This is a genomic window from Sodalis sp. RH14 (assembly GCF_047324285.1).
GTDB lineage: Bacteria > Pseudomonadota > Gammaproteobacteria > Enterobacterales > Enterobacteriaceae > Acerihabitans.
The window spans coordinates 1019111-1036664 of record NZ_CP178739.1 but is presented as its reverse complement, the minus strand read 5'-3'; the positions used below and the strand labels follow the sequence as shown (position 1 = coordinate 1036664).

The following is a 17554-nucleotide window of genomic DNA, read 5'->3' as shown; positions in this document are numbered from 1 at the left end:
GCATGCTGCCGAAAAAATTTGTCCTATTAATTCAGTCGTTTTGACCGACTGAAATGTCATCGGGCCAAAAACAGAAGAGTGAGAGTATGTTATCGCTTTTGCGCCGTTTAGGTGCTGCGATATAAAACTCGCCCAACGGCGGATTTAGCCGTTTAACCATCTAAACGTCCCGATTGTTAATTATGCTGAGCGTGTTATATTGAGGTAAAAACCGGCTTTTAAGAGTGGTAATTAGCCATGAGCAGCATCTACGTTCCGCAAAGCAAACTCCCCGCCTTGGGCACCACTATTTTCACCCAGATGAGCGCGCTGGCGCAGCAGCACCAGGCCATCAACCTCTCGCAGGGGTTCCCGGATTTTGACGGCCCGGAACATCTTAAGGCGCGGCTGGCGTACCATGTGGCCCAAGGGTCTAATCAATATGCGCCGATGACCGGCGTACCTGCGCTGCGTGCGGCGATTGCCGATAAAACCGAACAACTGTACGGCTGGCGGCCAGACCAGGATCAGGAGGTTACGGTCACTGCCGGGGCCACGGAAGCCCTGTTCGCCGCCATCAGCGCCCTGGTGCGCGCCGGTGATGAAGTGATCTGCTTTGATCCCAGCTATGACAGCTACGCCCCGGCGGTCACCCTGGCCGGCGGCGTGACCCGGCACATTGCGCTGACGCCGCCGTCGTTTCGCGTCGACTGGGCGGCGTTTGGCGCGCAGCTTAACGATCGCACCCGCCTGGTGATCCTGAACACGCCGCATAATCCCTCCGCCACTGTATGGCGGGACGACGATTTCGCTGCGCTTTGGCAGGCCATCGCCGGGCGGGAAATCTATGTGCTCAGCGACGAGGTGTATGAACATATCTGTTTTGCCGCCGGCGGCCATGCCAGCGTGCTGACGCACCCCGAGCTGCGCCAGCGCGCCATTGCCGTCTCGTCATTCGGTAAAACCTACCATATGACCGGCTGGAAGGTAGGTTATTGCGTGGCTCCGGCGGCGCTCAGCGCCGAAGTACGTAAGATTCATCAGTACCTGACCTTTGCCGTCAATACCCCGGCGCAGCTGGCGCTGGCCGATATGCTGCGCGACGAGCCGCAACATTGGCGACAGTTGCCCGCGTTTTACCGCGACCGGCGCGATCACCTGGTGCAGGCGCTGGCGCCGAGCCGGCTGGAGTTGTTGCCCTGCGAGGGCACCTATTTCCTGCTGGCCGACTATAGCGCGGTCTCGGATATGGATGATGTGGCGTTCTGCCGGTGGCTCACCGTGAACGTCGGCGTTGCCGCCATTCCCTTGTCGGTGTTCTGCGCCGATCCCTTTGCCCACAAACTGATCCGGCTGTGTTTTGCCAAACAGGATGCCACCCTTGATGCCGCCGCGGAGCGTTTATGTCAACTTTGAATATCAGCCTGTTGCAACAGCCTCTGGCCTGGATGGACGGCGAGGCTAACCTGGCTCATTTCGACGGCCTGCTGGCCGACGCCCAGGGACGCGATCTGATTATCCTGCCGGAAATGTTCACCACCGGCTTCGCCATGGAAGCGGCCGGCCGCGCGCTGCCGCAGGGCCGGGTGGTGGCGTGGCTGCAACAATGGGCCGACGCCACCGGCGCCATGATCGGCGGCAGCGCGGCCATCGGCACGCCGGAGGGCGCGGTGAACCGCTTTTTGCTGGTGGCACCGCAGGGTCGGGTTCATCTTTATGATAAACGCCATCTGTTTCGCATGGCGGATGAGCATCATCACTACCAGGCCGGACAAAAGCGGGTGGTGGTGGACTGGCGCGGCTGGCGCATCCTGCCGCAGGTTTGTTATGACCTGCGCTTTCCGGCATGGTCGCGCAACCGCCAGGATTACGATCTGGCGCTGTATGTCGCCAACTGGCCGGCGCCGCGCGCGTCTCACTGGCAAACCCTGCTGGCGGCCCGCGCCATCGAGAACCAGGCCTATGTCGCGGGCTGCAACCGCGTCGGCACCGACGGCAACGGTCATCAGTACAGCGGCGACAGCATGATTATTGACCCGGCGGGTAACGTGCTGGCCCAGGGCGGGCCGGGGCGGGCCGAGCGCCTGGATGCCACTCTGTCCCTCGCCAGCCTGCGCGAGTATCGCGCGGCGTTTCCCGCCTGGCTCGACGCCGATAGCTTTACGCTTGATGCGCCCGCGCCCGGTGCCGCCGGCCTGGCTTAACTGCCCTGGTAGGTGGACCAGCCGTAGGGATTGATCAGCAGGGGTAAATGCAGATGGTCCTGCTCTTCGCGCACAAAAAAATCGATTATTGCCGAGCCGTATAAGGCGCTGATGCCCTGTTGGGCAAACCAGGCGCCGAATGCCGCGCTAAGCCGGTAATGTCCCGGCGGTATGCCGTCGGGCGTTAGCGTGGTGAGCCGGCCGTCGCTGTCGGTTAATCCCCGCGCGATCGCCTCCCATGTGAAATACTTTTCCCTTTCCAGTTTCACCTTCACCTGTACCGCCGGCGTGCCCCGTGAGGTATCCAGGATATGGGTGGTAATCTTGCAACCGGTCATCAACATTCCTCCAGCTCCTTGCGCAAACGTAGCAGGGCGATTTCCCTTAACTGCAGCGCGGTTTCGCGCGTTTCCTCTTCGGGGCTATTATCCAGGCGGCGGCGCAGGTTCGCCAGGATTTCATGACCGCTGCGCCCGGCGGCGCGGATCAGGAACACCTGCCCGAAGCGTTGTTCGTAGCGCCGGTTGCCCTCCCGCAAATCGGCGGCCAGACGCGCGTCGGCAGGATCGACCCCCGCCTGCTCGCGCAGGGAATGTCCGGCGCCGGCACTATCGCCGCCGGGGCGTTCACCGATGCGGGGATGATGCGCCAGGGCAAGGTCCACCTGTTCCGCGCGCCAGGCCAGCGCCAGCTCACCGGCAAACGCCAGCAGCTGATCCACGCAGGTAAACGGCCTGGCCGCCACGATTTTCCCGGCCCAGGCGGGGATAGCCGCGCAGGCGAGCAGGAGCTCCGCCACCGCCGACTGCGGGGCCTGATTAAATTCATCGAGCGTCATAGGCCGTCTCCTCTGCCGGTTGTCAGTCCCACGCTGGGCCGCGACCCTGTATCGACGCGGAACAATAAAGAGATGATCGCCGTCCGGCACAGCCCGCCGCTTCGCAGGCCGGCGCACCGCGCCGGGGCGGATGAGCGGCATAAAGAATGCGCCTGAACCGTAACGCTTGCCTGGATGGCGATAACTACTGCAACTGCCTTATGCAACTGCCCTGTGCAACTGCCGTGCCATGGTGCGGCCACGGTGGATTGCCGGCATTTGCGCGCCATAGCCTGCATAATGCGCCGGGCAAGATGCGCGCAATATCTATGGGGCGGCGACGCAACGGCATACTCTCCGGCAGGCAACGCACCATTACAGCGCAACATCACTCACCCGCGCACCAAAAAACCTCATTCACCGGCGCACCATTGGCGTGCGTCTGCGCCCGCCCGGGCCGTGCCCCGCGGTTATATTGGAACGTCTCTTGCTTAATCCAGCATTGAGTAAAGATAATGATACCGGCGGACCCCGGCAATGTTACTCTAGCCGCTACCCCTGGGCACCGGAGCAGCGCGGCATTGTCAACGTGACCATAGCAAGAGTAAACGCAGCATGAAAAGTGAATATATCGATCGTCCGGCCATCCTGGCGGAAGTTAACGCCGCCTTTTACCAATATGAACAAGCGCTGATCACGAATGATGTCGCCACGCTCGACGAGCTGTTCTGGCACGATCCCCGCACCGTCAGGTACGGCGCCGGTGAAAACCTGTACGGTATCGAGGCCATCCAGGCTTTCCGGGCGGCGCGGTCGCCGGCGGGCCTGGATCGGGTGTTGCAAAATACGGCCATCACCACCTTTGGCGATGATTTGGCGGTGGCCTGCACCGAATTTACCCGCTCTGGCAACGATAAGATCGGTCGTCAAACCCAGACCTGGGTCAAACTGGCCTGCGGCTGGCGCATTGTCGCCGCGCATATCAGCCAGATGAGCTGAAACGGCCCTCCCCGCGCTTGGCCGGCCGAGAGCGCGCGGGAGGGATTTCAGGCCGGTTTATCTTCCGGCGTGGTATGCCCGGCCGCGAAAGGATGATGGGTTATCCAGTGATCGGCGATGTCCTGCCGGCGGCAAATCCAGACCCGCTCATGCTGCTGCACATAATCCAGGAAACGCTGCAGGGCGCGGAAACGTCCTGGCCGCCCGAGTATCCGGCAATGCATCCCCACCGACATCATTTTCGGCGACGTTTCCCCTTCCGCGTACAACACGTCAAAGCTGTCTTTAAGATAAGTGAAAAATTGCTCGCCGCTGTTAAATCCCTGCGGCGTGTTAAACCGCATATCGTTCGCCTCGAGGGTATAAGGGATGATCAGATGCGGTTTTACCGAGCCGTCCGTACAGGCCACCTGAGTCCAAAAGGGCAAGTCGTCGCCATAATAATCGCTGTCGTAGAGAATGCCGCCATGTTCCACCACCAGCCTGCGGGTATTGGGACTATCACGGCCGGTATACCAGCCCAGCGGCGTCTTGCCGAACAGTTCGGTTAACGTGTCTATCGCCTGCTGCATATGCTGGCGCTCGGTTTTGGCGTCCATCCCCTGATAATGCAGCCAGCGCCAGCCATGGCTGACCACATCGTAACCCGCGCCTTTGATGGCCTCGACCACCGCGGGATTACGCGCCAACGCCATAGCTACGCCGAACACGGTCAGCGGCAACCCGCGCCGTTCAAACTCCTGCTGGATGCGCCAGAAACCGGCACGGGATCCGTACTCATATAAAGATTCCATGGACATATGGCGCTCGGGGTAGCTTGCCGCGCCGATAATATCCGACAGAAACTGCTCGGATCCCGTATCGCCGTGCAATACGCTGTTTTCGGAACCTTCTTCGTAATTCAGCACGAACTGCACTGCTATGCGGGCCTGTTCCGGCCAGGCGGCGTGAGGTGGCTTGCCGGCATAACCGATCAGGTCGCGCGGATAGTTTTTATTAAACGAAAAACTTTTTTTGTCGGTCGCTTCACTCATGATCAGTTCCTTTTAAAGATCCGGTGTCTAAGTTTAGTCTGCAAAAAGGCGCTGATAGTTCTCTCACCCGCAGAAATACCGCCGCCTGCCCACCCGCCATCCGCTACGGCACTGCCGGTATACCCTCCGGGGAACGTGCTCTTGCATGGCGTGGGGTCATACCCTACTATTGCTGCATTCGCGGCCATGGATAGTCGGATGGCCGGATATTCTTCAATTTTGCCGTGGAGTGAACGTTATGCCGCTGGTTCGTATCGATATCAAGAAAAATCCCGACCCGACCTATATTGGCCGGGTGGGTAAAGTCGTTTATCAGGCGATGAAAAGCGCCATCAATGTGCCCGAACATGATAATTTCCAGATTCTCGGCGAGCACGACGGCGATCATTTTATTTATGATGCCGGTTACCTCGGCATTAACCGTACGGATAAGCTGGTCATCATCCAGATTACCCTGAATGAGGGCCGCAGCATCGAGCAGAAAAAATCGCTCTACAAAACCATTGCCGGTGGACTGCGCGAGGCGCTGGGCGTATCGCCCGAGGATGTGTTTATTAATCTTATCGAAGTAAAGAAAGAGAATTGGTCGTTTGGCAACGGCATTGCCCAATACGCAGGCTGACGGGCGCCTGGACTATTATCGTGACATCGCGCGGCGCCTGAAACACGCCGCGCTATCGCAAAAGAGGTTAACCAGAAACACGCCGCGCGCTCGCCAAGGGTGTTAAAAAACAACATGGGCCGCAGCGTAAACGCAGCAGCCCATTGGGAATTAGTTGGCGGTGTGGACGGGACTCGAACCCGCGACCCCCGGCGTGACAGGCCGGTATTCTAACCGACTGAACTACCACACCGCACATGTGCTTTGTCGGGAAAGCGAGGCGAATAGTACGGTCAGCGCCGGTCGCCGTCAATGCTTTTCACCCGGCAATATGTTGTTTGGCGATTATTTGGACATAACGTTGTTTATTCAGCCGGAATAGGGGATATCAGTGTGTTTGCTCTTCGCTTTCCGGTCGCCACAAACAGCTGCCGCCCTTTTTCTTCACCAGGTCGAGCCGTGATTCATGGGCTGCCATTTCTTCCTCGCTGGCATAAATAACCTTTAGCTGCGACTGCGCGCGCACCACCCGCTGAATATTCTCGCCGCCGTCAGCGTTGCGTCGCCCGCTCTCCCCTTCCATGGAAAAACGCATCGACGTCTGCCCACCGGTCATGGCCAGGTACACTTCCGCCAGGATTTCGGCGTCAAGCAAGGCGCCGTGCAGGGTACGCTTGGTATTATCGATCAAATAACGATCGCAAAGCGCATCCAGGCTGTTGCGTTTGCCCGGGAAGAGTTTACGCGCCAGGAACAGGCTATCGGTGACTTTACAGAAGGTATCGGTTTTGCCAATGCCGCGGTTAAGCTTGCCGAACTCGTAATCCATAAAGCCGATATCGAAGGGCGCGTTATGGATGACCAGCTCGCCGCCGCGGATAAACTCGATAAATTCGTCCGCCACCTGCTCAAACGTGGGTTTATCCGCCAGGAATTCATCGCTGATGCCATGGATATTATAGGCTTCCGGGTCGACCAGCCGATCCGGCTTCAGGTAAACATGGAAGTGCCTGCCGGTAAGCCGACGGTTGATGACCTCGACCGCGCCGATCTCGATGATCTTATGACCTTCGTAATGAACCCCCAGTTTGTTCATACCGGTGGTTTCAGTATCCAGAACAATCTGGCGCGTAATTCCAGTGCCCGTTGCGTTCATTTATGTCAGACTTGGTTTTTTTAACATGAAGGTAGTCTACCAGAGATGCAGAAACAGGTAGAAATTTTCACCGATGGATCTTGTCTGGGCAATCCCGGCCCGGGCGGATACGGTGCCATACTGCGCTATAAGCAGCATGAAAAAATATTCAGCGCCGGTTACCGGCTTACCACCAACAACCGCATGGAACTCATGGCGGCCATTGTCGCGCTGGAGGCGCTTAAAGACCCCTGCGAAGTGGTTATCAGCACCGATAGCCAGTATGTACGCCAGGGCATTACCCAATGGATTCATAACTGGAAAAAGCGCGGCTGGAAAACTGCCGAAAAGAAACCGGTCAAAAATGTTGATCTGTGGCAGCGGCTGGATTTAGCTATCCAAACCCATGTCCTGCGCTGGGATTGGGTAAAGGGCCATGCCGGCCATCCGGAAAACGAACGCTGCGACGAGCTTGCCCGCAGCGCGGCGTGCAATCCGGCGTTCGACGATATCGGTTACCAGCCGGAAAAATAGCGGGCGCATCAGTTGCTCCGGCTGGCGGCGCCTACCGTGCGCCGGAGCGACGCCTTGAGGGTTTTGCTTTTCAGGGGATTGAGCGTGAGCGGGAAGGTACGTTTGCGCGCGACAATCATGCTCAGGCATCCAATAGCGGGCAGATGCTCGCTCAACAGACGCCCGCCCCGGCGACGCCACGGCAGCACCTGGAAACGCGAACGGTGCATCACTTCAAAATTCAGCACGCTAAGCCAGTCCAGTAACCGCATCTGGGTATACATCCGGCTGCGATAGGGCTGCCGGCGCTGCACGATTGGGCAGAGTTTGCCGATGCCCAGCAGACTCACCGGGTTGAACGTGGTAATAATCAGCCAGCCGTCATCAATCAACACCCGGTCGATTTCCCGCAGCAGACGGTGCGGATCCGAGGTGTAGGACAGCGTGTGGGCCAGCAGGCAGGCGTCGGTGGATTTGTTGGCGAACGGCAATTGAAAGGGATCGGCGATGACGTCCAGGTTATCACCTTTGATGCCGACATTGACCTGATGTGAAATAGCGCATTCACTGGTATCGATGTCCCCGCTGAGCGCGCCTATTTTAATGAGATGAAAACCGAATAATTTGGGCCACCAGGGCAACAGGCTGGTCTCCAGCGCCCGACGGTAGTTAGCTCCGTATGGGAGGTCATCCCATGAGGTTGGCGCGATGATAGGCTGCGTAATTTGCGCTGGTTTCATGTTTGACTATCTTCTAAGTGCCATAAGAAAAAATGAACAGAGGTGATCAATGAATCTTATCAGTATTCCCGCGTTTGCGGATAATTACATTTGGCTTTTGCATAACGACGCCCAGGAATGCATTATCGTCGACCCCGGCGAGTCGGCGCAGGTCATCGCTGAACTGACCGCCAGGCGCCTGACGCTGAAAGCTATCTTTTTAACCCATCACCACCAGGATCATGTGGGCGGCGTGCCGGAGCTGCGCCGGCATTTCGATGTCCCGGTCTATGGACCGCAGGAGACCGCCGCCAAGGGCGCCGACCATATTGTCGGGGAAAACGATCGGGTGGAAGCGCTTAATATGTCCTTTTCCGTGCTGGCCTTGCCCGGCCACACATTAGGACATATCGGATTTTATAGCGCGCCCTATTTATTTTGTGGCGACACGGTATTTTCCGCCGGCTGCGGGCGTTTATTCGAAGGCACGCCAAAGCAAATGTATGAGTCTTTTCAAAAAGTTAAACAACTACCACCCGAGACATTGCTCTGCGCCGCGCATGAGTATACTTTAGCCAATCTGGCCTTTGCGCGGTCGATATTACCCGAAGATACAACGATCGCCGCTTATGAGCGTGAAATTAAGCAGTTACGGGCAAAAAACCAAGCCAGCCTGCCCTCAAAACTACATTTAGAGGGTAAAATTAACCTATTCTTACGTTGCCATGACATTGATTTACAAAGAAAGTTAGACCCACATCATGCACTGCACGAGGAATGGCGTATTTTTGCCTTATTACGGGAGAAGAAGGATCATTTCTGAAGGTTTAGGTTGTAATGTCGGAATGTTCAAAGTATTATTGCTTGTCTTTTAAGCAACTATTGACATACAGAATGAAGACTCATGCGATCTTAATCGCCTCGGTCTTGCTCGTGGGTTGTCAGTCGTCCAGGTCGGCCGACTCACCTCCCGAACAGCATGCACAGAGTGTTTCTTCGGCAGGTCAAGGTGAAGCAGGAAAGTACACAGACGGCCGAGCGATCTCGGCGCGATGGCTTGGAGATTCAAGCCTCGCGCAGCCTGATTTGTGGAACTTCATTAGCGACGAGCTGAAGATGCAGATACCGGAAAACGCCCGGATCCGCGAGCAAAAAAAGCGTTATTTAAGTAATAAGAGCTATCTCCACGATGTAACATTACGGGCAGAGCCGTACATGTACTGGATTGTCGAGCAGATTAAGCAACGAAAAATGCCGATGGAACTGGTACTGCTACCCATAGTGGAGAGCGCTTTTGACCCTAAGGCAACATCCGCCTCAAACGCGGCTGGCCTTTGGCAGATTGTGCCCACAACTGGCAGGAATTATGGCCTAAAGCAAAACCAATGGTATGACGGTCGTCGCGATGTCGTCGCGTCCACCACCGCTGCACTCGATATGATGCAACGTCTCAATCGCATGTTCGACGGCGATTGGTTGTTGACGATTGCTGCTTATAACAGCGGTGAAGGACGGGTCATTCAGGCGATGAAATCCAATAAAGCGAAGGGGAAACCCACCGATTTTTGGGCACTGTCATTGCCGCGCGAGACCACTATCTATGTGCCGAAAATGCTTGCGCTTAGTAATATTATTAAGAATAGCAAACAATACGGCGTCGCCCTGCCGAAAAGCAATGACGACCGCGCTTTAGCGCGCGTGGAAGTGGGTCAGCAAATAGGTTTGAGCCAGGCGGCGGAAATGTCGGGTTTGTCGTTAACGAAGCTGAAAAGCTTCAATACCGGCTACAAGCGTAATGTAACCGCGCCAAACGGCCCGCATTACATTATGTTGCCCAAAGCCCACGCCACACAGCTGAGGGATTCGCTGGCGGTAGGCGACATCGCAGCGGTGCAGCAATCCACCCAGTTGGCGGATACGGCAGTCAGCGGCGCGAAATACCAGGTACGTTCCGGAGATACCTTGTCGGGCATTGCCAAACGTCTGAATGTGAAGGCGAGCGACTTGTTGAAATGGAACAACCTGCGTACCAGCAGCAGCCTGAAAGTCGGGCAAACATTGCAGGTGGCGGACAATAGCCTCGGCGGCAAAGCCGGACAGGCGCTGCCGGTGGCCAATAACGGCGGCAGCATCACCTACCGGGTACGTAAGGGTGATTCCTTGTCCAGCATTGCCAAACGGCACGGTGTCGATATACAGGACGTCAAGCGCTGGAACGGCGCGCTGGATAATGCCGGCACCTTGCAGCCAGGCCTGAAGCTGACGTTGTTTGTCAACGGCAAAGCCACCGACTCCTGACGGGTTACGGCACATAAAAAAACAAGCACCGCGGTGCTTGTTTTTTTTATGCCTGGATCATGCCCCGCTCACCTAACCGGCATTCGGTATTCCGACGATTTTGGTTTCCGGCACCGATTTATCGGTGCGCTTATGGGGTTCAAACTCAACCAGCAGCGGATTATGATCCGAGGCCTGCGTGACCAGTACCGATGCCTCGGTGACTTTCAGCCCCCGGTAAAACACAAAATCCAGCGGACGGCCAAAAGCGCGGCGGCGCTGATCGTCGATAAACTTCACTTCGCGCAACGTCATCCGATCGGCAAAACGATATAAAGCTGTAATCCGCTGCCGGCTCCAGGCATTAAAATCACCCGCCATGATCACCGGTCCCTGATGATTCAGGATTTGCTCGCCAATCGGCCCCAGCTGCTTGCTGTAGACGTCCACGCCCAGGCTGAAGTTAACCGCATGGATATTGACCACCATCATCAGTTGCCCGTCATACAGGGGATAAACGGTGACCAGGGCGGATTTCGCCAAACGCAGCAGCGGTTCCCGCTCGCGCAGCGGGCAACAATAAACCGGATGTGCCGCGGACAATGTCATGACACCCGACGGATGCTGCGGAAATATCAGTGCCGGCACCTGGTCGGTCGCCAGATAATTTGATGTAGCAAACCTCACCAGCTCCGGCGTGGTTTGTGCCTCCTGCAATAATACCAGTTGGGCATCCTTGCCGAACCCTTGCAGCACGGAGAGCCAATCAGCACGCTGCTGTTTGTAGATGTTCCAGACCATTACCCGCAATAGCTTGGATCCCGGCAACGGCTCGCCGGGAGGCAACGCTTGACCAAGGCGACTGAAGGCAAGTGGGGGGAAAATACGCTCAACCGGCTGTCCCGCAACATACCTGACTGAATATGTTTTTTTTGCCACGGTTACCGCCTATTTAACTGTTTCTTTTGCGTCTGTGTCATGATTAATGGATTCATTTGGACAGCTATTTTTTATCCACAGACATTGTTACGATCATGATCTTTTATAGAATGTTTAATTTTTAAATTCAACGCCGAAGCACAATACGGCATCGGTTTCACTCATTGTACCATAAAATTTGTTTTAACCGGGGCCATGCGCCTGTTTGCCCCGCCGCCTAACGATTTGCCTGTTATTAATGGGCCGCATTAATTAGTCAAAGATCTATGATAAATAATGATTTTACCCTGGAGTTTGCCCAGCGGGGATGGTGCGTGAGGAAGGGAAAATATTTGTCGTGAGATAGCAGGGGTAACATCAGGCATAAAAAAAACCCTGAACATATGTTCAGGGCCTTATTTAGGGTGGCGGTGCGGACGGGACTCGAACCCGCGACCCCCGGCGTGACAGGCCGGTATTCTAACCGACTGAACTACCGCACCACGATTCGGTACTACACCCAAACATAACATTTGCGGGGTCAACGCCTGTTAAAACCGTTTGCGGTGCTTGACCAACGCCTTTCGCTTCGCTCAAGGTATTGGTCTTAATGGATGCCTGGCAGTTGATGCCTGACTGCGTCAGGCCCCCTTCGGGCCGCCGCAAGCGGCGTTCAACAGGCTCCGCCTGTTGTCCTGCTCTCTGACTCGAGTAGCGAACTGCCAGGGTTACTTCACAACGCCTCTCGCTTCGCTCAAGGTATTGGTCTTAATGGATGCCTGGCAGTTGATGCCTGACTGCGTCAGGCCCCCTTCGGGCCGCCGCAAGCGGCGTTCAACAGGCTCCGCCTGTTGTCCTGCTCTCTGACTCGAGTAGCGAACTGCCAGGGTTACTTCACAACGCCTCTCGCTTCGCTCAAGGTATTGGTCTTAATGGATGCCTGGCAGTTGATGCCTGACTGCGTCAGGCCCCCTTCGGGCCGCCGCAAGCGGCGTTCAACAGGCTCCGCCTGTTGTCCTACTCTCTTACTCGAGTAGCGAACTGCCAGGGTTACTTCACAACGCCTTTCGCTTCGCTCAAGGTATTGGTCTTAATGGATGCCTGGCAGTTCCCTACTCTCGCATGGGGAGACCCCACACTACCATCGGCGCTACGGCGTTTCACTGCTGAGTTCGGCATGGGGTCAGGTGGGACCACCGCGCTAGTGCCGCCAGGCAAATTCGTTTACCAACCGTCATCCTGCTACTGATGACCATCGGCCTTTATCCGGAACTTCGCTGAAAATTCTCTCGCCGCCCCTGGGGGCGACGCTCTCTTCGCGTCAAACACTTTAGGTGTTGTAAGGTTAAGCCTCACGGGTCATTAGTATCGGTTAGCTCAACGCATCGCTGCGCTTACACACCCGACCTATCAACGTCATCGTCTTTAACGTCCCTTCAGGTGACTTAAAGCCACAGGGAAGACTCATCTCGAGGCAAGTTTCCCGCTTAGATGCTTTCAGCGGTTATCTCTTCCGCACGTAGCTACCGGGCAATGCCATTGGCATGACAACCCGAACACCAGTGGTGCGTCCACTCCGGTCCTCTCGTACTAGGAGCAGCCCCTCTCAATCTTCCAACGCCCACGGCAGATAGGGACCGAACTGTCTCACGACGTTCTAAACCCAGCTCGCGTACCACTTTAAATGGCGAACAGCCATACCCTTGGGACCTACTTCAGCCCCAGGATGTGATGAGCCGACATCGAGGTGCCAAACACCGCCGTCGATATGAACTCTTGGGCGGTATCAGCCTGTTATCCCCGGAGTACCTTTTATCCGTTGAGCGATGGCCCTTCCATTCAGAACCACCGGATCACTAAGACCTGCTTTCGCACCTGCTCGAGCCGTCACTCTCGCAGTCAAGCTAGCTTATGCCTTTGCACTAACCTCACGATGTCCGACCGTGATTAGCTAACCTTCGTGCTCCTCCGTTACTCTTTAGGAGGAGACCGCCCCAGTCAAACTACCCACCAGACACTGTCCTCGACCCAGATTATGGGCCGGAGTTAGAACATCAAACATTAAAGGGTGGTATTTCAAGGTTGGCTCCATGCAGACTGGCGTCCACACTTCAAAGCCTCCCACCTATCCTACACATCAAGGCTCAATGTTCAGTGTCAAGCTATAGTAAAGGTTCACGGGGTCTTTCCGTCTTGCCGCGGGTACACTGCATCTTCACAGCGAGTTCAATTTCACTGAGTCTCGGGTGGAGACAGCCTGGCCATCATTACGCCATTCGTGCAGGTCGGAACTTACCCGACAAGGAATTTCGCTACCTTAGGACCGTTATAGTTACGGCCGCCGTTTACCGGGGCTTCGATCAAGAGCTTCTCCTTGCGGATAACCCCATCAATTAACCTTCCGGCACCGGGCAGGCGTCACACCGTATACGTCCACTTTCGTGTTTGCACAGTGCTGTGTTTTTAATAAACAGTTGCAGCCAGCTGGTATCTGCGACTGGCTTCAGCTCGGGGAGCAAGTCCCTCCACCTAATGCCAGCGTGCCTTCTCCCGAAGTTACGGCACCATTTTGCCTAGTTCCTTCACCCGAGTTCTCTCAAGCGCCTTGGTATTCTCTACCTGACCACCTGTGTCGGTTTGGGGTACGATTCGATGTGACCTGGAGCTTAGAGGCTTTTCCTGGAAGCGTAGCATCAATTCCTTCACCACCGTAGTGGCTCGTTATCACGCCTCAGTGTTGAATAAAAAAGCGGATTTACCTGCCTTTTCCACCTTCACGCTTAAACCGGGACAACCGTCGCCCGGCGAACCTAGCTTTCTCCGTCCCCCCTTCGCAGTCACACCCAGTACAGGAATATTAACCTGTTTCCCATCGACTACGCCTTTCGGCCTCGCCTTAGGGGTCGACTCACCCTGCCCCGATTAACGTTGGACAGGAACCCTTGGTCTTCCGGCGAGCGGGCTTTTCACCCGCTTTATCGTTACTTATGTCAGCATTCGCACTTCTGATACCTCCAGCAGCCCTCACAGGCCACCTTCGCAGGCTTACAGAACGCTCCCCTACCCAACAATACCCGAAGGTATCGCTGCCGCAGCTTCGGTGCATGGTTTAGCCCCGTTACATCTTCCGCGCAGGCCGACTCGACCAGTGAGCTATTACGCTTTCTTTAAATGATGGCTGCTTCTAAGCCAACATCCTGGCTGTCTGTGCCTTCCCACATCGTTTCCCACTTAACCATGACTTTGGGACCTTAGCTGGCGGTCTGGGTTGTTTCCCTCTTCACGACGGACGTTAGCACCCGCCGTGTGTCTCCCGTGGTAACATTCTTCGGTATTCGCAGTTTGCATCGGGTTGGTAATCCGGGGTGGACCCCTAGCCGAAACAGTGCTCTACCCCCGAAGATGAATTCACGAGGCGCTACCTAAATAGCTTTCGGGGAGAACCAGCTATCTCCCGGTTTGATTGGCCTTTCACCCCCAGCCACAAGTCATCCGCTAATTTTTCAACATTAGTCGGTTCGGTCCTCCAGTTAGTGTTACCCAACCTTCAACCTGCCCATGGCTAGATCACCGGGTTTCGGGTCTATACCCTGCAACTTAACGCCCAGTTAAGACTCGGTTTCCCTACGGCTCCCCTATTCGGTTAACCTTGCTACAGAATATAAGTCGCTGACCCATTATACAAAAGGTACGCAGTCACCCTGATAAATCAAGGCTCCCACTGCTTGTACGTACACGGTTTCAGGTTCTATTTCACTCCCCTCGCCGGGGTTCTTTTCGCCTTTCCCTCACGGTACTGGTTCACTATCGGTCAGTCAGGAGTATTTAGCCTTGGAGGATGGTCCCCCCATCTTCAGACAGGATATCACGTGTCCCGCCCTACTCATCGAGCTCACAGCACTTGCACCTTCGGATACGGGGCTATCACCCTGTGTTGCCGGACTTTCCAGACCGTTCTCCTGATGCAAATGCTGATGGTGACTCTGGGCTGTTCCCCGTTCGCTCGCCGCTACTAGGGGAATCTCGGTTGATTTCTTTTCCTCGGGGTACTGAGATGTTTCAGTTCCCCCGGTTCGCCTCAATACGCTATGGATTCACGTAATGATAGTGCAACGAATTGCACTGGGTTTCCCCATTCGGACATCGCCGGCTGATAGCGCTTCATATCAGCTCACCGGCGCATTTCGCGGATTAGCACGTCCTTCATCGCCTCTGACTGCCTAGGCATCCACCGTGTACGCTTATTCACTTAACCTCACAACCCTAAAGTGTCTTCGGAATGGCTGCGAAAGGCCCCTGCCGGTGTTGCGCGGTGCTCGCCATGCTCATGGACATACAGTCCACTCCGCTGGCTGCGCGCCGTGCGCCTTGGCCGGGACTTTCTCGCTCATCCCTCAACAAGGCCACCATCGACACGGCGACCTTATTAGGTTTGCTTGCTTTGAGAGAATCGCATACTGATTTTGCTCAGCATGTTTTTTTCAAATTTTCAGCTTGTTCCGGATTGTTAAAGAGCATGTATTTCGCAGCATACTCATAAGAGTGTGCTCTGAAATAGACAGCGGGATATGGCGTCCCCTAGGGGGTTCGAACCCCTGTTACCGCCGTGAAAGGGCAGTGTCCTAGGCCACTAGACGAAGGGGACAAAGATAGGATCACGAAGCAGTGCTGCTTCGCAAAAAAAACCATACGAGCTGTTTGCTCATTACAGTTATCAGACAATCTGTGTGGACACTACACAATCTAGTATCTATTTCGGTAAGGAGGTGATCCAACCGCAGGTTCCCCTACGGTTACCTTGTTACGACTTCACCCCAGTCATGAATCACAAAGTGGTAAGCGCCCTCCCGAAGGTTAAGCTACCTACTTCTTTTGCAACCCACTCCCATGGTGTGACGGGCGGTGTGTACAAGGCCCGGGAACGTATTCACCGTGGCATTCTGATCCACGATTACTAGCGATTCCGACTTCATGGAGTCGAGTTGCAGACTCCAATCCGGACTACGACGCACTTTGTGAGGTCCGCTTACTCTCGCGAGTTCGCTTCTCTTTGTATGCGCCATTGTAGCACGTGTGTAGCCCTACTCGTAAGGGCCATGATGACTTGACGTCATCCCCACCTTCCTCCGGTTTGTCACCGGCAGTCTCCTTTGAGTTCCCACCATTACGTGCTGGCAACAAAGGATAAGGGTTGCGCTCGTTGCGGGACTTAACCCAACATTTCACAACACGAGCTGACGACAGCCATGCAGCACCTGTCTCAGAGTTCCCGAAGGCACGTTCGCATCTCTGCAAACTTCTCTGGATGTCAAGAGTAGGTAAGGTTCTTCGCGTTGCATCGAATTAAACCACATGCTCCACCGCTTGTGCGGGCCCCCGTCAATTCATTTGAGTTTTAACCTTGCGGCCGTACTCCCCAGGCGGTCGATTTAACGCGTTAGCTCCGAAAGCCACGGCTCAAGGCCACAACCTTCAAATCGACATCGTTTACAGCGTGGACTACCAGGGTATCTAATCCTGTTTGCTCCCCACGCTTTCGTACCTGAGCGTCAGTCTTCGTCCAGGGGGCCGCCTTCGCCACCGGTATTCCTCCAGATCTCTACGCATTTCACCGCTACACCTGGAATTCTACCCCCCTCTACGAGACTCTAGCCTGCCAGTTTCAAATGCAGTTCCCGGGTTAAGCCCGGGGATTTCACATCTGACTTAACAGACCGCCTGCGTACGCTTTACGCCCAGTAATTCCGATTAACGCTCGCACCCTCCGTATTACCGCGGCTGCTGGCACGGAGTTAGCCGGTGCTTCTTCTGCGGGTAACGTCAATCAACAAGGTTATTAACCTTATCGCCTTCCTCCCCGCTGAAAGTGCTTTACAACCCGAAGGCCTTCTTCACACACGCGGCATGGCTGCATCAGGCTTGCGCCCATTGTGCAATATTCCCCACTGCTGCCTCCCGTAGGAGTCTGGACCGTGTCTCAGTTCCAGTGTGGCTGGTCATCCTCTCAGACCAGCTAGGGATCGTCGCCTAGGTGAGCCATTACCTCACCTACTAGCTAATCCCATCTGGGTTCATCCGATGGCGTGAGGCCCGAAGGTCCCCCACTTTGGTCTTGCGACGTTATGCGGTATTAGCTACCGTTTCCAGTAGTTATCCCCCACCATCAGGCAGATCCCCAGACATTACTCACCCGTCCGCCGCTCGCCGGCAAAGTAGCAAGCTACTTCCCGCTGCCGCTCGACTTGCATGTGTTAGGCCTGCCGCCAGCGTTCAATCTGAGCCATGATCAAACTCTTCAATTAAAAGCTTGATGCTCAAAGATTGTCATACTGTTAATCTTATGAATTAACTGTTTGTT

At 55.5% G+C, this 17554-nt stretch carries 13 protein-coding genes, 3 tRNA genes, 3 rRNA genes and 1 pseudogene; 8 read left to right on the top strand and 12 right to left on the bottom strand.

Features of this window, described 5'->3' with window-relative positions; all coding sequences use genetic code 11:
* The first annotated feature begins 237 nt into the window (after window positions 1-237).
* Window positions 238-1395 carry a pyridoxal phosphate-dependent aminotransferase gene (locus ACL2XQ_RS04575; protein ID WP_413727103.1) on the top strand — a complete coding sequence of 386 codons (1158 nt, stop codon included), beginning with the start codon at window positions 238-240 and terminating at the stop codon, window positions 1393-1395.
* The gene (locus ACL2XQ_RS04570; RefSeq protein WP_413730894.1) at window positions 1383-2183 is read left to right on the top strand and encodes an amidohydrolase; all 801 of its coding nucleotides are present in this window, start codon (window positions 1383-1385) and stop codon (window positions 2181-2183) included. The genes ACL2XQ_RS04575 and ACL2XQ_RS04570 overlap by 13 nt, the downstream gene beginning before the upstream one ends.
* Here ACL2XQ_RS04570 and uraH read toward each other — a convergent pair.
* The gene (uraH, locus tag ACL2XQ_RS04565; protein WP_413722194.1) at window positions 2180-2521 is read right to left on the bottom strand and encodes a hydroxyisourate hydrolase; all 342 of its coding nucleotides are present in this window, start codon (window positions 2519-2521) and stop codon (window positions 2180-2182) included. The genes ACL2XQ_RS04570 and uraH overlap by 4 nt on opposite strands.
* A complete protein-coding gene (gene uraD / locus ACL2XQ_RS04560) occupies window positions 2521-3021 on the bottom strand; it encodes a 2-oxo-4-hydroxy-4-carboxy-5-ureidoimidazoline decarboxylase (RefSeq protein WP_413740090.1) in 501 nt (166 codons plus the stop codon). Before uraD ends, uraH begins: the two co-directional genes overlap by 1 nt.
* A gap of 594 nt (window positions 3022-3615) precedes the next feature.
* Here uraD and hpxZ point away from each other — a divergent pair.
* Complete coding sequence (hpxZ, locus tag ACL2XQ_RS04555; RefSeq protein ID WP_410016293.1) at window positions 3616-3999, top strand: oxalurate catabolism protein HpxZ; 384 nt, start codon at window positions 3616-3618, stop codon at window positions 3997-3999.
* A 47-nt stretch (window positions 4000-4046) separates the two neighbouring features.
* On the opposite strand, the gene puuE is transcribed toward hpxZ, so the two are convergent.
* On the bottom strand, window positions 4047-5033 hold the full coding sequence (puuE, locus tag ACL2XQ_RS04550; RefSeq protein WP_413722192.1) for an allantoinase PuuE: 987 nt from the start codon (window positions 5031-5033) through the stop codon (window positions 4047-4049).
* Between the two features lie 238 nt (window positions 5034-5271).
* Here puuE and ACL2XQ_RS04545 point away from each other — a divergent pair, with 238 nt between their 5' ends.
* Entirely contained in the window at window positions 5272-5655 is a 384-nt protein-coding gene (locus tag ACL2XQ_RS04545) for a tautomerase family protein (RefSeq protein ID WP_410016295.1), read from the top strand.
* Between the two features lie 155 nt (window positions 5656-5810).
* On the opposite strand, the gene ACL2XQ_RS04540 is transcribed toward ACL2XQ_RS04545, so the two are convergent.
* Window positions 5811-5887 (bottom strand) — tRNA-Asp (locus ACL2XQ_RS04540).
* Window positions 5888-6022: 135 nt separating this feature from the next.
* Complete coding sequence (dnaQ, locus tag ACL2XQ_RS04535; RefSeq protein ID WP_410016296.1) at window positions 6023-6790, bottom strand: DNA polymerase III subunit epsilon; 768 nt, start codon at window positions 6788-6790, stop codon at window positions 6023-6025.
* Here dnaQ and rnhA point away from each other — a divergent pair.
* Window positions 6735-7303, top strand: a pseudogene (gene rnhA, locus ACL2XQ_RS04530) (ribonuclease HI). The gene dnaQ and the pseudogene rnhA overlap by 56 nt on opposite strands.
* A gap of 8 nt (window positions 7304-7311) precedes the next feature.
* Here the strand turns inward: rnhA and ACL2XQ_RS04525 are convergent.
* Window positions 7312-8022: a class I SAM-dependent methyltransferase gene (locus ACL2XQ_RS04525; RefSeq protein ID WP_410016297.1), complete on the bottom strand. Its 711-nt coding sequence runs from the start codon at window positions 8020-8022 to the stop codon at window positions 7312-7314.
* A 49-nt stretch (window positions 8023-8071) separates the two neighbouring features.
* Here ACL2XQ_RS04525 and gloB point away from each other — a divergent pair, with 49 nt between their 5' ends.
* Together gloB and mltD are read left to right on the top strand one after the other, a co-directional pair.
* A complete protein-coding gene (gloB, locus tag ACL2XQ_RS04520; RefSeq protein ID WP_410016298.1) occupies window positions 8072-8824 on the top strand; it encodes a hydroxyacylglutathione hydrolase in 753 nt (250 codons plus the stop codon).
* 71 nt (window positions 8825-8895) lie between these two features.
* Window positions 8896-10299, top strand: coding sequence for a murein transglycosylase D (gene mltD / locus ACL2XQ_RS04515; protein ID WP_410016299.1), 1404 nt, complete (start codon window positions 8896-8898; stop codon window positions 10297-10299).
* A gap of 72 nt (window positions 10300-10371) precedes the next feature.
* Here mltD and ACL2XQ_RS04510 read toward each other — a convergent pair whose 3' ends face one another.
* The 4 genes from ACL2XQ_RS04510 to ACL2XQ_RS04495 form a co-directional block, all read right to left on the bottom strand.
* Window positions 10372-11217, bottom strand: a complete 846-nt coding sequence (locus ACL2XQ_RS04510) for an endonuclease/exonuclease/phosphatase family protein (RefSeq protein ID WP_410016300.1) — start codon at window positions 11215-11217, stop codon at window positions 10372-10374.
* Between the two features lie 405 nt (window positions 11218-11622).
* Window positions 11623-11699, bottom strand: a tRNA-Asp gene (locus ACL2XQ_RS04505).
* A gap of 596 nt (window positions 11700-12295) precedes the next feature.
* Window positions 12296-12411 (bottom strand): 5S ribosomal RNA (rrf, locus tag ACL2XQ_RS04500).
* A gap of 126 nt (window positions 12412-12537) precedes the next feature.
* Window positions 12538-15451 (bottom strand): 23S ribosomal RNA (locus tag ACL2XQ_RS04495).
* Window positions 15452-15517: 66 nt separating this feature from the next.
* Here ACL2XQ_RS04495 and ACL2XQ_RS04490 point away from each other — a divergent pair.
* Window positions 15518-15736 carry a hypothetical protein gene (locus tag ACL2XQ_RS04490; RefSeq protein ID WP_413740089.1) on the top strand — a complete coding sequence of 73 codons (219 nt, stop codon included), beginning with the start codon at window positions 15518-15520 and terminating at the stop codon, window positions 15734-15736.
* Window positions 15737-15765: 29 nt separating this feature from the next.
* On the opposite strand, the gene ACL2XQ_RS04485 is transcribed toward ACL2XQ_RS04490, so the two are convergent.
* Window positions 15766-15841, bottom strand: a tRNA-Glu gene (locus tag ACL2XQ_RS04485).
* Window positions 15842-15955: 114 nt separating this feature from the next.
* A 16S ribosomal RNA gene (locus ACL2XQ_RS04480) occupies window positions 15956-17498 on the bottom strand.
* Together the 16S, 23S and 5S rRNA genes with 1 tRNA gene alongside form the textbook arrangement of a ribosomal RNA operon.
* Window positions 17499-17554 lie beyond the last annotated feature (56 nt).